Origin of the sequence: Mesorhizobium sp. M0045 (assembly GCF_040323385.1) — a bacterium.
Lineage (GTDB): Bacteria > Pseudomonadota > Alphaproteobacteria > Rhizobiales > Rhizobiaceae > Mesorhizobium.
In genome coordinates, this window is sequence record NZ_JAMYUY010000008.1 from 86105 (window position 1) to 99638 (window position 13534).

Annotated in this window: 14 protein-coding genes; 7 read left to right on the forward strand and 7 right to left on the reverse strand. The window is 63.0% G+C overall.

Annotated features, from left to right (window positions below; all coding sequences use genetic code 11):
- Positions 1-617: 617 nt before the first annotated feature.
- A complete protein-coding gene (locus NKJ72_RS15120) occupies positions 618-1115 on the forward strand; it encodes a methyltransferase family protein (RefSeq protein ID WP_352477855.1) in 498 nt (165 codons plus the stop codon).
- A 254-nt stretch (positions 1116-1369) separates the two neighbouring features.
- Here the strand turns inward: NKJ72_RS15120 and NKJ72_RS15125 are convergent, their stop codons facing one another.
- Both NKJ72_RS15125 and trxB read right to left on the reverse strand, forming a co-directional pair.
- Complete coding sequence (locus NKJ72_RS15125) at positions 1370-2266, reverse strand: LysR family transcriptional regulator (RefSeq protein ID WP_023719100.1); 897 nt, start codon at positions 2264-2266, stop codon at positions 1370-1372.
- Positions 2267-2363: 97 nt separating this feature from the next.
- The gene (gene trxB, locus NKJ72_RS15130; protein WP_352477856.1) at positions 2364-3338 is read right to left on the reverse strand and encodes a thioredoxin-disulfide reductase; all 975 of its coding nucleotides are present in this window, start codon (positions 3336-3338) and stop codon (positions 2364-2366) included.
- Between the two features lie 254 nt (positions 3339-3592).
- On the opposite strand from trxB, the gene NKJ72_RS15135 reads away from it, so the two are divergent.
- Positions 3593-4069 (forward strand): Lrp/AsnC family transcriptional regulator, encoded by a 477-nt coding sequence (locus tag NKJ72_RS15135; RefSeq protein ID WP_023678347.1) that lies wholly within the window; start codon positions 3593-3595, stop codon positions 4067-4069.
- A 271-nt stretch (positions 4070-4340) separates the two neighbouring features.
- Here the strand turns inward: NKJ72_RS15135 and NKJ72_RS15140 are convergent, their stop codons facing one another.
- The 3 genes from NKJ72_RS15140 to NKJ72_RS15150 all read right to left on the reverse strand — a co-directional run bounded on the left by NKJ72_RS15140 (position 4341) and on the right by NKJ72_RS15150 (position 7168).
- Positions 4341-4916: a D-sedoheptulose-7-phosphate isomerase gene (locus NKJ72_RS15140; RefSeq protein WP_352477858.1), complete on the reverse strand. Its 576-nt coding sequence runs from the start codon at positions 4914-4916 to the stop codon at positions 4341-4343.
- Between the two features lie 7 nt (positions 4917-4923).
- Complete coding sequence (gene rfaE1, locus NKJ72_RS15145) at positions 4924-6402, reverse strand: D-glycero-beta-D-manno-heptose-7-phosphate kinase (protein WP_352477860.1); 1479 nt, start codon at positions 6400-6402, stop codon at positions 4924-4926.
- 139 nt (positions 6403-6541) lie between these two features.
- On the reverse strand, positions 6542-7168 hold the full coding sequence (locus NKJ72_RS15150; RefSeq protein ID WP_352477861.1) for a LysE family translocator: 627 nt from the start codon (positions 7166-7168) through the stop codon (positions 6542-6544).
- Positions 7169-7336: 168 nt separating this feature from the next.
- On the opposite strand from NKJ72_RS15150, the gene rfaD reads away from it, so the two are divergent.
- Genes rfaD through waaC form a run of 3 tightly spaced genes read left to right on the forward strand, consistent with a single transcriptional unit; the run spans position 7337 to position 10238 of the window.
- The gene (gene rfaD, locus NKJ72_RS15155) at positions 7337-8287 is read left to right on the forward strand and encodes an ADP-glyceromanno-heptose 6-epimerase (protein WP_352477863.1); all 951 of its coding nucleotides are present in this window, start codon (positions 7337-7339) and stop codon (positions 8285-8287) included.
- Complete coding sequence (gene waaF / locus NKJ72_RS15160; protein WP_352477864.1) at positions 8260-9267, forward strand: lipopolysaccharide heptosyltransferase II; 1008 nt, start codon at positions 8260-8262, stop codon at positions 9265-9267. The genes rfaD and waaF overlap by 28 nt, the downstream gene beginning before the upstream one ends.
- Positions 9264-10238, forward strand: a complete 975-nt coding sequence (gene waaC / locus NKJ72_RS15165; protein WP_352477866.1) for a lipopolysaccharide heptosyltransferase I — start codon at positions 9264-9266, stop codon at positions 10236-10238. The genes waaF and waaC overlap by 4 nt, the downstream gene beginning before the upstream one ends.
- Positions 10239-10376: 138 nt before the next feature.
- Here waaC and greA read toward each other — a convergent pair whose 3' ends face one another.
- Positions 10377-10850 carry a transcription elongation factor GreA gene (greA, locus tag NKJ72_RS15170; protein ID WP_023719113.1) on the reverse strand — a complete coding sequence of 158 codons (474 nt, stop codon included), beginning with the start codon at positions 10848-10850 and terminating at the stop codon, positions 10377-10379.
- Positions 10851-11166: 316 nt separating this feature from the next.
- On the reverse strand, positions 11167-11724 hold the full coding sequence (locus tag NKJ72_RS15175; RefSeq protein ID WP_254819249.1) for a tetratricopeptide repeat protein: 558 nt from the start codon (positions 11722-11724) through the stop codon (positions 11167-11169).
- A 236-nt stretch (positions 11725-11960) separates the two neighbouring features.
- Between NKJ72_RS15175 and NKJ72_RS15180 the strand changes: the two genes are divergently transcribed.
- Both NKJ72_RS15180 and NKJ72_RS15185 read left to right on the forward strand, forming a co-directional pair.
- Positions 11961-12386: a DUF3775 domain-containing protein gene (locus tag NKJ72_RS15180; RefSeq protein WP_352477868.1), complete on the forward strand. Its 426-nt coding sequence runs from the start codon at positions 11961-11963 to the stop codon at positions 12384-12386.
- 76 nt (positions 12387-12462) lie between these two features.
- Positions 12463-13428, forward strand: a complete 966-nt coding sequence (locus NKJ72_RS15185) for an extensin family protein (RefSeq protein ID WP_352477870.1) — start codon at positions 12463-12465, stop codon at positions 13426-13428.
- Positions 13429-13534: the final 106 nt, after the last annotated feature.

The following is a 13534-nucleotide window of genomic DNA, read 5'->3' on the forward strand; positions in this document are numbered from 1 at the left end:
CGTCCTATGCTCTGCTTACCCGATTTGGCGTGCCAACGCATGTTACCCGAGGTTACATGTCACTGTTACGCGCCAGTTCCGGCCGATTTTCCGGCGAAGTGTTGGTTTCGGGCAACAAAAAAGCCGGATCAATGAAGACCCGGCTGAGTTTGATTGGAAGTGCCTGTTAAGGCTAACCTCCAGAGGGGAACACTCGAGAGCGCTAATGGGAGGAGAACGCGCTCAGGAGATGATCTATATATGTGCTCTTCATGCCCAAGAAACAAGCATCTATTTTGCAACACTCACATGCAAAAAGGCGCCGGCTGTGGTCTAATCCGTCCCGAAGCGCAATAGGACCAGTTGAATCGCTGAAATACAGCCTGCGGCAAGGCAAAAATCGATCCGCAGCCGCGAATCAACAGCGATTCCTGCTCGGAAGTCGAAAAACGCAGGATGACGTGGAATCGTGCAGCACGCGTTTGTTTTTTCGGCAGCCAGACCTTGCTGATGCATGCCCACCCAAAAAGCCCGCCATCGAGCTTGACCTGAGGGTGTAGCGGTTTGGGTTACATGCCGGACAAGACCTGAAGCGCTTTGCAGGAGACGTTCAAGGCCGCGCCCGTAAGGAGAGCTATATGCGAGCCACTTCGGCGATCGCCGGCAGTGTCATCTTCCTTGCGGCAGCGCCCGGCGTGGTCGCCGGACTGCTGCCTTGGCTGCTGACCGATCGCTATCGCCGGCCCTGGTCGAGACTGCCCGGTTTCGTTCCTGTGGGCTGGCTGCTGATTGTCGCCGGCACAATCGTGCTGCTGCACGCATTTGCCCGTTTTGCCCTGGAGGGCCTGGGTACGCCAGCCCCGGTAGCGCCGACCGAGAGGCTGGTCGTCGGCGGCATCTATCGCCATGTCCGCAACCCGATGTACGTCGCCGTGCTGTCGATCGTCCTCGGCCAGGCACTGCTGTTTTCGAGCGGGACGGTCGCCGCCTATCTAGTCATCGCCGCGGCCGCCATGATCTCCTTCGTGAAACTATATGAGGAACCAACGCTTGCCCGCCGCTACGGCGCCGAATACGAAGCCTACCGCCGGGCCGTACCAGGCTGGCTGCCCCGGCTGACGCCTTGGCGCGGCTAATTTCTGGACGCCGACAATTGGCGAAACCGGTGAGACAGCTCCTTCTCCCCGTCACCATACAGGGGAGAAATGGCAGGGCGGTGAGGGGGCATCAGGACTGCCCATCGAAGGGCAAGTGCGACAAAGGCTGGCGCTGCCCCTCATCTGGCTGCCCGCCATCTTCTCCCCGTATAGTGACGGGAAGAAGGACGCTTTCGCCGAAGCCTTCGCCAATCGCCCGACGTTGCTCAGAAGTCGACGAGCGGCACTCGTAACTAAAACGACCAGCTGCGCGCCTTGGCTATGATGAAATCGCGGAAGACATGCAGCTTCGCCTGGTTCTTCATCGCGTCGGGATAGGCGAAATAGGTATCGAAGGACGGCACTTCGGTTTCGGGCAACAACTGCACCAGCCCGGAATCCTTGCTGACCACATAATCCGGCAGCATGGCGATGCCGGCGCCGCCCTGCACCGCTCGCTTGATCGACAGGATGTCGTTGATCTGCAGCGTCGGCACCCTTTGCCCACCTTCGAAATCGCCGACCGTTTCCAGCCAGTTCAGTTCCGACAGATGCGCCGGCACCGGAACGCCGAAGGTGACGATGCGATGGGCCTTCAGCTCGGCGATCGAATTCGGCTTGCCGTATTTATTCACATAGGAGGGCGCCGCGTAGAGATGGAAATGCACGGTGAACAGGCGGCGCTGGATGAGGTCCGGCTGCTGCGGCTGGCGCAGCCTGATGGCGCAGTCGGCCTGGCGCATGGTGAGATCGAGCTCCTCATTGGCCAGGATGAGCTGCAGGCTGACCTCGGGATAGAGCTCGATGAATTCCTGCACGCGCTCGGTCAGCCAGCCGGCGCCGAGGCCGACCGTTGTCGTCACCCTGAGCACGCCGGAGGGCCGGTCCTTGGTTTCGGTCAGTCGCGATTTGATGGTTTCAAGCTTCATCAGCACGTCGTGTGCCGTGCGGAACAGCATCTCGCCCTGCTCGGTCAGCACCAGGCCGCGGGCATGGCGATTGAACAGCGGCACGCCGACGTCATGCTCGAGCGCGCTGACCTGCCGCGAGATCGCTGATTGCGACAAATGCAGTGTTTCCGCGGCATGGGTGAACGACCCCGCTTCCGCTGCGGCGTGAAACACGCGTAGCTTGTCCCAATCCAACGCCATGATTTCCCCTCGTCCTGTTTTCTGGCGTCCGCCTGTTTTGGCGTCTGAATGAAAAATCAGGCTTTTGCGCGGCTTGTCTCAGCCGCTTGTTCAACAATCACTCCGCCGCTTCGCGGTGAACCTCGATCCCCGCCAAATATTTTTCCGCCTCGAGCGCGGCCATGCAGCCGAGACCGGCCGCCGTCACCGCCTGGCGGTAGATGTCGTCGGTCACGTCGCCGGCGGCGAACACACCCGGCATATCGGTGCGGGTCGAATCCGGCGCCGTCCACAGATAGCCGTTCGGCTTCTGCTTCAGCTTGCCGGCAAACAGCTCGACCGCCGGCGCGTGGCCGATCGCCACGAACACGCCGTCGACCACCAGATGCATCTTCTGCCCGGTCACCACGTTGCGCAGCTTCAGCCCTTCGACCGACGGCGGCAGCGGCGCCTTGCCGGGCCTGCCGGTGATCTCGTCGACCACCGTGTCCCAGATGATGCGGACATTGTCTTTCTGCAGCAGCCGCTCGCGCAGGATGCGCTCGGCGCGGAAATCGCTGCGCCTGTGGATAACGGTGACGCTCTTGGCCAGGTTGGAGAGATAGAGCGCTTCCTCCACAGCCGAATTGCCGCCGCCGATCACCGCGACATCCTTGCCGCGATAGAAGAAACCGTCGCAGGTGGCGCAGGCGGAGACGCCAAAACCCATGAAGGTCTGTTCGCTCGGAATGCCCAGCCATTTCGCCTGCGCGCCGGTGGCGATGATCAGCGCGTCGGCGGTATAGATCGTGCCGGAATCGCCCTTGGCGCGGAACGGCCGCACGTTGAGGTCAACCTCGGTGATGATGTCGTTGACGATGTCGGTGCCGACATGCTCGGCCTGCCTGAGCATTTCGCTCATCAGCCATGGACCCTGGATCGGTTCGGCGAAGCCCGGATAGTTTTCGACGTCGGTGGTGATCATCAGTTGCCCACCCTGCTGCAGGCCGGCGACCAGCATTGGCTTGAGCATGGCGCGGGCGGCATAGATTGCCGCCGTATAGCCGGCGGGGCCGGAGCCGATGATGAGAACAGGCGCGTGCTTGGTGATCATGAAAAGCCTCTGCGGGGAGCAGCCATGGATTGTGGCATGAACTCTCGTCGATTGTTGCGCGTAATGTAAGTGTTGCCTGCGACGCCAGCAAGGCAAGTTGCCGTTCGTCCCCGGAAAGCTTCGGCACCGGCGACGGCGACAAGCAACCGCAGCAAGATGACGCGAAAATCCTCGATCCAGCGGATGGAATAGACAGCAAAGTCGTTTAACTACAAAGTCGCGAAAGATTCTTTCGCGTCACCACGGAAGCCGCCATGCCGATCAAGGCCGATCTCGATGCCATCGACTGGAAGATCCTGCGCGAGCTTCAGCAGGACGGACGCATGACCAATGTCGAACTGTCGAGCCGCGTCGGCATTTCGGCGCCGCCGTGCCTGCGCCGCGTCCGGCGGCTGGAAGAAGCCGGCATCATCCGCGGCTACCGTGCCCTGCTCAACGCTCCGGCACTCGGCCTCGACGTCGTCGCCTTCTGCCTGATCGGCCTGCATCACCAGGCCGACGCCGAGCTCAAGACCTTCGCCGAGCGCACCCGCGGCTGGCCGATCGTGCGCGATGCCTGGATGGTGTCGGGCGAATCCGATTTCCTGCTGCACTGCGTGGCGAGCGATCTCGGCACCTTCCAGACCTTCGTCATCGAGGAACTGGCCTCGGCCCCCAATGTCGATACGGTGCGAACCGCGCTGACCATCCGCCGGGTCAAGGACGAAGGGCTGGTGGCGTTTTCGGCTTGAGACCAGACAAAGCGCCCGAGAAACAAAACCCGGAAACAAAAAACCCGCCTCGGCGGGCGGATCCTCGGTGAGAATCATCACCGTAGTTGAATTAGTAGCATAGCTGCCGGCACAAAGCAAGAACAAAATGTGGCTATGCGTCAAATAATAATCGCTACAGACTGGCGCTGCCCTCACCCTTACCCTTCCCCGTGAAGGACGGGGAGGGGTCGCCAGCGTTGCGGCTACTTCTCCCCGTTGACAATTGACGGCCTCTACTGGCTTGGCGCAATCACCCTGCGTCGCAGAGGCGCGTTTCGACCAGTTCGCAGAGATGGTGGTAAAGGCACAAATGCCCCTGCTGGATGATCGGCGTCGAGGTCGAGGGTACGTTGAGCAGGATGTCGGAGAGCGGCTTCAGTTTGCCGCCGGTGTCGCCGGTCAGGCTGACCACCGTCATGCCCATCATGCGCGCTTGCTGGGCGGCGGCGAGGATGCTTGGCGAATTGCCGCTGGTCGAGATGGCGAGCAGCACGGCGCCTGCCGAACCATGCGCCTCGACCTGGCGCGCAAACACCGTGTCGAAGCCGTAATCATTGCCCCAGGCGGTCAGCACCGCCGCGTTGGCCGGCAGCGCGATGACGTTGTAGGCCTTGCGCTCCCTTAGGAAGCGGCCGACCAGCTCGCCGGCGATATGGATGGCGTCGCTGGCCGAACCACCATTGCCGGCTATCAGCAGCGCCTTGCCCTGCGAAAGCGCGGCGACGACGGCGCTGACCGCCCGCTCCATCTCGCTGGTCAGGTCGCGCTCGACCATCGCCGAAATCGCGGCCGCCGAGCGGGCCAGGTAATCGTTCAGTTCGGACATGAAACCCTCAGTTCCCGGCGCGTAGTTTGCCGATGGTGCCGGTCGTGCTCTTGCCGGCGACGAGATCGACCAGCACGACGCGCCCGCCGGCCTTCTGCACGACATCGGCGCCAACCACCTGATCGACCGTATAGTCGGCGCCCTTGACCAGAATGTCGGGGCTCAGCGCCTCGATCAGTGAAAGCGGCGTATCCTCCTCGAAGATGACGACGGCGTCGACCGAGGCAAGTGCTGCAAGCACGCAGGCCCGGTCATGCTGGTCGTTGACCGGGCGTCCCGGCCCTTTCAGCCGGCGCACCGAGGCATCGCTGTTGAGGCCGAGCACCAGCCGGTCGCACTGGCTGCGCGCCGCATGCAACAGGCTGACATGGCCGGCATGCAGGATATCGAAACAGCCATTGGTGAAGCCGACGCTCAAGCCCTCGTCCTTCCACGCAGCCGCCAGCCGCGCCGCGGCCGCGGCATCGAGGATCGCGTCCTTGTGGGCGACCGGACCATGCGAGCGAAACAGCGCACCGGTGAGTTCCTCGATCGTCAGCCGCGCGGTGCCGCGCTTGCCGACGACGATGCCGCCGGCGGCGTTGGCGATCGATCCGGCCATGACACGATCAGCCCCTGCTGCAAGAGCCAGCGCGAAGGTCGCGATTACCGTGTCGCCGGCGCCCGAAACGTCGAACACTTCGCGCGCCTGCGTGGCGATATGACGGGCGTCGTCCGCACCGACGACGCTCATGCCCTTTTCGCTGCGCGTCGCGACGACGAAATCGAAACCGTGCGCCGAAATCAGCTGGCGCGCCGCCGCCTCGATCTCGTCATCGGCAAATACTGCGCGGCCGACCGCCTCGCCGAGTTCCTTGCGGTTGGGCGTGATTGCCGTCGCGCCGGCATAACGCGCATAATCGCTCCCCTTCGGGTCGACCAGCACCGGCTTGCCCGCTTGCCGGCAGATCGAGATCAGCTCATCGGCGACGCCGTCGAGCAGCACGCCCTTGCCGTAATCGGACAGGATGACGATGTCGGCGCGCACCAGCGCTTCGCGAAAATGCCCGACCAATGTCGCGCGCTCGGCATCGCCCAGCGGCTTGATTTCCTCTTCGTCGAAACGCAGCACCTGCTGGTTGAGCGCGCTGAAGCGGCTTTTGGACGACGTCATGCGATCGGCATCCTGCGCCAGCCCGCCGGTGTCGACGCTAAATTCGCCGAGCATGCGCATGAGGCTCTTGCCGGCCTCGTCGGCGCCGATCACCGAGACCGGTATGACGGCAGCGCCGAGCGAAACGATATTGGCGACGACATTGCCAGCGCCGCCCATCGCCAGCGTTTCGCCGCGCCCGTGCAGCACGGGGATCGGCGCTTCCGGCGAAATGCGCTCGATCACGCCGTTAACGAAACGGTCCAGGATGAAATCGCCGACCACCAGCACGGTGGCGCTGCCGAAGCGCGAAATGGCGCGGTGAAGAGGTTCGGGAGAGGGCAGCTTGATCATGTCAACGCGTGGGAGAGCCGATTTTCAGTGACGGGGAATTCGATTGGCAGGGCCGGCCGTTCATGGCGATGCCGATATACCGCAATTTCAGCCGACGCAACGGCAGGCCTTCGACCGATCGCGGCGGCGAGGCAATGCGTCAGCTTTTCTGCAACGCGACATGCACGCCCAGTCCGACAAGCACCGCACCGCCGGCGCGCCGCATCAGGCTCTGCGCCCGGCTCGACTGCCGCAGCCTGGCGATCACTGCGCCGGCCAGCACCACGCAAACAATGTCGGCCGACGAGAACATCAAATTGACGATCGTTCCAAGCACGACGAACTGCAGCCACACCGGAAACACTGCCGAGGCATCGATGAATTGCGGCAGGAACGCCATGAAGAAAATCGCCGTCTTGGGGTTGAGCACCTCGACGGCAACGCTCTCGAAAAAGGCGCGGCGGGCGGATTTCGGCTGAACTCCCGGCAAGTCGCTTTGCGCCTTGGCGCGAAACAACGAAACACCGAGCCAGATCAGATACAGCGCACCGACCAGCTTGACCGCCATGTAAAGCACCGGCACGGCATGGAACAGCACCGACAGGCCGACAGCGGCGGCGAAGACATGAACGTAGCCGCCAAGATGGATGCCGAGCGCTGCCATCAGGCCGGACCAGCGGCCGCGCGCCATGGTTTGCGCAGCGGCATAGAGCATGGCGGGCCCAGGGATATAGGCGAAGATCGCCGTGGTGGCGAAAAAGGCGACAAGCAGTTCGGTTGACGGCATTACCTTGCTCCTGTCGCCGGTTGGCCGGCAGGCCGACTGAAACGTGACGTTTGCGGCGGCACTGTGGCGCTCATCCGGCCGCCCCGCCACCTGCTTTGTCGACAGGCCTGCCGGCCTCCCCTATAAGGGCCGGAATCGGCAAGCAACGGCAAGTCAGGGCGTACTAAAATGATCATCGTCACGGGCGGCGCCGGCATGATCGGTTCCAACATCGTCGCCGCGCTCAACGCCGACGGTTTCAGCGACATTCTCGTCGTCGACGACCTCACCGACGGCCACAAGATCGCCAATCTCGCCGATCTCGAGATCGCCGACTATCTCGACAAGGACGACTTTTTGGCGCGGATGGAGGCCGGTGACCTCGGCCGCATCGAGGCGGTTTTCCATCAGGGTGCCTGCTCGACCACCACCGAATGGAACGGCAAGTTCATGATGGAGGTCAACTACACCTATTCGAAGCACCTGCTGCACGCCTGCCTGGCCTTGCGCGTACCCTTCCTCTATGCCTCGTCCGCTTCGGTCTATGGCGGCGGCGCCGAGTTTCGCGAGGAGCCGGAATGCGAGCGGCCGCTGAACGTCTATGCCTATTCGAAAAAGCTGTTCGACGACTATGTCCGCCGCACCGTTTTCGATACCGACCATTCGCCGGTGGCGGGCCTGCGTTATTTCAACGTCTACGGTCCGCGCGAGGCGCATAAGGGCGCCATGGCCTCTGTCGCCTTCCATTTGTTCAACCAGGTCGAACGCGGTGAAAACCCCAAGCTGTTCGGCGCCTATGGCGGTTTCGGGCCCGGCGAGCAGAGCCGCGACTTCATCCATGTCGGCGATGTCGCCGACGTCAATCTGTGGCTGTGGAAACGCGGTTCTAGCGGCATCTTCAACTGCGGCACCGGCAACGCCCAGCCGTTTCGCGCCATTGCCGAAACGGTGATCGATACGCTCGGCAAGGGCCAGATCGAATTCATCGAGTTTCCCGACCACCTCAAGGGCAGCTACCAGAGCTTTACGCAAGCTGATATGTCCCGCTTGCGCGCAGCCGGTTACAATGGCCAGTTCCGCACAGTGGAAACCGGCGTCAGAGACTATGTCGAATGGCTGAAAGCCCAACGATCCTCGTGATCGGCCCACGCTGGGTGGGCGACATGGTGATGGCGCAGTGCCTGTTCCAGGCGCTGAGGGAGCTTCATCCGAACGCCGCCATCGACGTGCTGGCGCCGGCGTGGGCAGCACCGCTGGTCAAGCGCATGCCCGAAATCCGCCAGCAGATCGACCTGCCGCTGCAATCCGGCGCGTTCGAATTCCGCGTCCGAAGGCGCTTCGGCCGCCTGCTGCGCGGCCGCTACGACATGGCCTTTGTCCTGCCGGGAAGCTGGAAGTCGGCGCTGATCCCGTTCTTTGCCGGCATTCCGCGCCGTGTCGGCCATCTCAAGGAAATGCGCTACGGGCTGCTGACCGACATCGTGCCCTTGCCCGATCGCCTGAAACGGCGCACCGCGCAGGCCTATTTCAGCCTTGCCCGTGGTGGCGCCTTCCAGCCGCCGAAGCTCGCCGTCGATCAAGCCAGCCAGGCGGCACTGCTCAGCCGTTTCGGGCTGACGGCGGGGAAATTCGTGGCACTCATGCCCGGCGCAGAATTCGGCCCGGCCAAGCGCTGGCCGAGCGAACACTATGCCGGCCTTGCCCGGGAGATGATGGCGAAAGGGTTTGGCGTCGCGCTGTTCGGATCGAAGAACGACGCTGAGGTGACGGCTGAAATCGCGGCGCTGACGCCGGGCGCCTCCGACCTTGCCGGCCAGACGCGGCTGGAGGATGCCATCGACCTGATCGCCGCGGCGAGGCTCGCCGTCTCCAACGACAGCGGACTGATGCATGTCGCCGCCGCCGTCGGCACGCCGGTCGTCGCCGTCTACGGCTCGACCTCGCCCGACAACACGCCGCCGCTCGCCGAGCGTCGCGAACTGGTCTGGCTCGGCCTGTCCTGTTCGCCCTGCCACAAAAAAATCTGCCCGCTCGGTCATCTCAACTGCCTGAAGACGCTGGAGGTCGAACGCGTCGTGGCGGCGGCGGAGCGGCTGCTGGAAATGCCGGCCGCCGCATGAAGGTGCTGATCGTCAAGACGTCGTCGATGGGCGACGTCATCCACACCTTTCCCGCAGTGGAGGACGCGCGCCGCGCCCGCCCGGATATTTCCTTCCACTGGTGCGTGGAAGAGGCCTTTGCCGGCATCGCGGCGCTGCATCCAGCCATCCAAACCATCCACAGCGTGGCGATCCGGCGCTGGCGCGGGAAGCTGCTCGAGCCCGTCACATGGCGGGAAGTGGTCGGCCTGCGCAGCGCCTTGCGCGCGTCCCGCTACGACCTCGTCCTCGATGCACAAGGCTTGCTGAAATCGGCGCTGGTGGCGCGGCTGGCGGCAGCACCAATTGCCGGCTTCGACCGCTCGAGCGCACGCGAACCGTCGGCGACAATGTTCTACGACCGGCGATACTCGGTGCCGCGCGACCTGCACGCCATCGAACGGACGCGGCGGTTGTTCGGGCTGGCGCTAGGTTACCAGCCCGATCTCTCCAACCTCGATTCCGGCATAGTGCCGCCAGCCGACGGCTCGGCCTCGATCGCCGGCCAAACTGCCTTCCTGCTGCACGGCACCAGCCGCGAGGACAAGAAATGGCCGGTTGCGGACTGGATCGAAATCGCCAGGCTTCTCGTGGCACGAGAGATGACCCCGGTCACCACCTGGTCGAACGACCGGGAACAGGCGGTTGCCGAAGCGATCACCCGCGCCGTTTCGCAAACCGTGGTGGTTCCCAGGTCGCCGCTTGCCGAGATCGCCGCCGTCATCGGCGGCTCGGCGCTGGTCATCGGCGCCGACACCGGCCTGACCCATCTCGCCAGCGCCTTCGGCGTACCGACGGTGGCGGTATTCCTGGCGACGGAGCCCGGCCTGACCGGCCCGCGCGGGCCGTTCGCATCGACGCTACTGGCCGCGCCTGGCCGCAGCGTCACGCCGCCGGAGGTGATGGCGGAAGCAGAGAGATTGCTGGCGCTTAAATTACCAGGCTCTGCATAGGACCTTTTCAGAATTCGCTCTGGCGAGTCGAATAGCGTGGTTTTCGAGGACCGGAGCGGAGCGTACTTAAAGTACGTGAGCACCGGAAGCGCAGAAAACCGCGCCAGTCGGCCGCCAGAGTGGAATTATCAAAAGGTTCTAAATGAATTGCACCTGGACGATCTCATAACCCCTGGCGCCGCCCGGTGCGTTGACCTCGATGGCATCGCCGACTTCCTTGCCGATCAGGGCGCGCGCGATCGGCGAGGAGATCGAGATGCGGCCGGACTTCACGTCCGCTTCCTGGTCGCCGACGATCTGGTAGGTCTTTTTCTCCTCGGTATCCTCGTCGACCAGCACCACGGTGGCACCGAACTTGACCTTGTCGCCGCTGAGCTTGGTGACGTCGATCACCTCGGCCCGCGCGATCAGGTCCTCGAGTTCGTTGACCCGGCCCTCATTGAGGCTCTGTGCCTCTTTTGCCGCGTGATATTCGGCATTTTCGGAGAGGTCGCCATGCGAGCGCGCTTCGGAAATCGCCTCGATGATACGCGGCCGCTCCTGTTGCTGGCGCCAGCGCAGTTCTTCCTTCAATGACGCGAACCCCTCGCCTGTCATCGGGACCTTGTTCATAATGCCTGACCTTTCCTGCCGCCGCCCCCGCAATCGGGAGCGACCTTGTCGATGGTACAAAAAGAAAACGGTCCGGCAGCCTCGCTAACGGAACCGTCTCACCACAATCTTTGCAAGATATAGCAATCTTCGCGGGTTTTTCACGTCCAAAAAGTCGGATTTTGAAAAATCATCCACCGATTGCGCGGCTGACCTAACGTCAAGGAGCGCATCACGTGTACCGTGATGCCAAATTCCGGTTCGGAGCAGCATGTGAGCACAGCAAAAAACCGGCTGCGATCGCCGCAGCCGGTATGAGCAGCGTCCGGAGGTCGGATCAGCTCCTCATGAAATGATCGATCTGCTCCGACAGCATGCCGTATTCGCGAGATCCCTTGCCCGTGCGCTTCTCGATTTCGCGGAGCTGTTCCTGGGCGCCGGCAAGATCGCCGATCTGCAGGTGCGCCTCGCCGAGATATTCGCGTACCAGCGTGTAGTTCGGGTCGATGCGCAGCGCTTCCTCGTAATAGCCGAGGCCGACGGTGACGCGGCCGGAATGGCGGTGCGAATAGCCGAGATAGTTGAGGATGCGCGGGTCCTGCTTGTTGGCGGCGAGGCTGAGCACGGCGATCGCCTCGTCATAGCGTCCATCCATCGCCAGCGCGCGACCGGCATCATAGATGCTGTCGTCATCCAGCATACCTTGCTTCGGCGAGACACATTTCTTCTGCTTCTTGTCCCAGGCCTCCCCCTTCTTGCACTGGCTCTGGCCGCCGCCGCCATTACCGCCGCCGCCGCCACCACCTCCCCCGCCTTCACCAGCCGAAAACGCCGGAGCCGCAATCAGCGGCAGGGCGGCAATGGCCATGGCGTAAATCAGCAATCGTCTGCGCATTACACTCTCCTTTGAACCTGACAATGCAACACTAACGCCGGCCCAAAGCCGTTTCGTCCCGGAAAATGTCATCCTATCTCAAAACCGCGATCTCTCCCAGCAAGGCCATCTTATTCCGGGAAGAGAGGGCATCATAAATCATGGTTCACGATTAACGCCCACGCGCAAGAGAACGTGACGAGCGCTGCAAATCCGCTATCATCGGGCCGACCGAGCACGAAGCAGGGAGACGGCCGGTGCAGCAACGCGTTGAACGAGACTGGGAGCTTTCGATCGGTCCCGACACCGTGCGCCTGTTCATCCTGAAGGCAAAGGCGCTCAGCGCCGCCGTCAACGAAGACTATACCGACGGCGCCGAGCACGAGGTAGAGCTCGACGGCAACGCGCACGACAACCACCATCATGACGGCCTTGCCGAGGAAAGCTCCGAAGATCTCACCGAGGAAGAACTGCGCGAGCTGATCGACGATCTCAATGTCGACGAAGCGGCCGAACTGATTGCGTTGGCCTGGGTTGGCCGCGGCGACTATGACGCGACGGAATGGACGGACGCGCTGACCGCCGCCCGCGAGCGCGCCAACAAGCGCACGGCAAAATATCTACTCGGCATGCCGCTGCTGGCGGACTGGCTCGAGGAGGGGCTGGAAGCGATCGGCGCGTAACAGCGCGGTTACCGATTGTGATCGCCAGCCCCCCTCGCCCAAGGCAACTTCCCTGCATTCTGGCCGTTGCGATCCAATGGCGGCGTTTGGCTTTTTCAGATTGGGCAGATTGCTGCTGGCCGTTGCGGCTACGCCGCTGGCGGGACCCGTTTCAGCCAAGGCGCCCGAGCTGCCGCCAACCGCACCGGTTCCGCAACTCAACCAGCAAGTCACTCCGCCAGCACCAACCGAGATCCCGGTCCCCGAACCACGCCCCGCTCCGGAGGCTGAGCGGCCCAAAAACGGTCAGCCTCAAAACGATCAGCCCCAAAATGGCCAGTCCAGGACCGAGCAGCCGAAGCCGCCGGCGATCGCACCACAGCCGCCTGAAAAGCCGGCGCAGGCCGAGCCGCAGGCAAACCCATCGGTCGCGCCACAAAATCCGGCCGAGGCAGACAAAAAGGCGGAGCAAGAAATCCTTCCCGATCCTCGATCGGTCGCAATTGCCGAGAAAGAAATGCCGGCCGAGGAATTGGCCTGCCGCAGGCGGCTGAAATCGATGGGCGTCGATTTCGAGGAGCGCAAGCCCGAGCATGATACGGCGGTCGGTTGCTCGATCCCCTACCCGATCGTGCTGAGGACGCTCGGCAAATCCATCGCCATCGGCCCGGAGCCCGAGCTCAATTGCCAGATGGCTGAAGCGGCCGCACGCTTTGCTGCTTCGGTCATCCAGCCTGCTGCAAAGGCCGAGTTCGGCATGGATATCAAATCGATCGGCCAGGCCTCCGCCTTCGTCTGCCGGTCGCGCAATGGCGGGGGCAAATTGTCGGAGCACGCCTTCGGCAATGCGCTCGATATCGCCAGCTTCACGCTTTCGGACGGGAAGGAGATCGATGTCGGCCCGGCGCCGCCGGAAAAGGACGCGAAATTCCTGGACACAGTGCGCAAGGCAGCCTGCGGACCGTTCAAGACCGTGCTTGGCCCCGGCAGCGACGCCGATCATTCGCAGCATCTCCACTTCGACCTCGAACCGCGCCGCAATGGCGGCACGTTTTGCCAATAACGCCGGCCGCCGATAGCGGGCGCCGCAATTTTGCCGCAGGCGTGAACGGCGCCGCTGATTTTTCCTTTACTCTTCAGGTTTAGAGTCTGTGCCATCTGGGGACAGG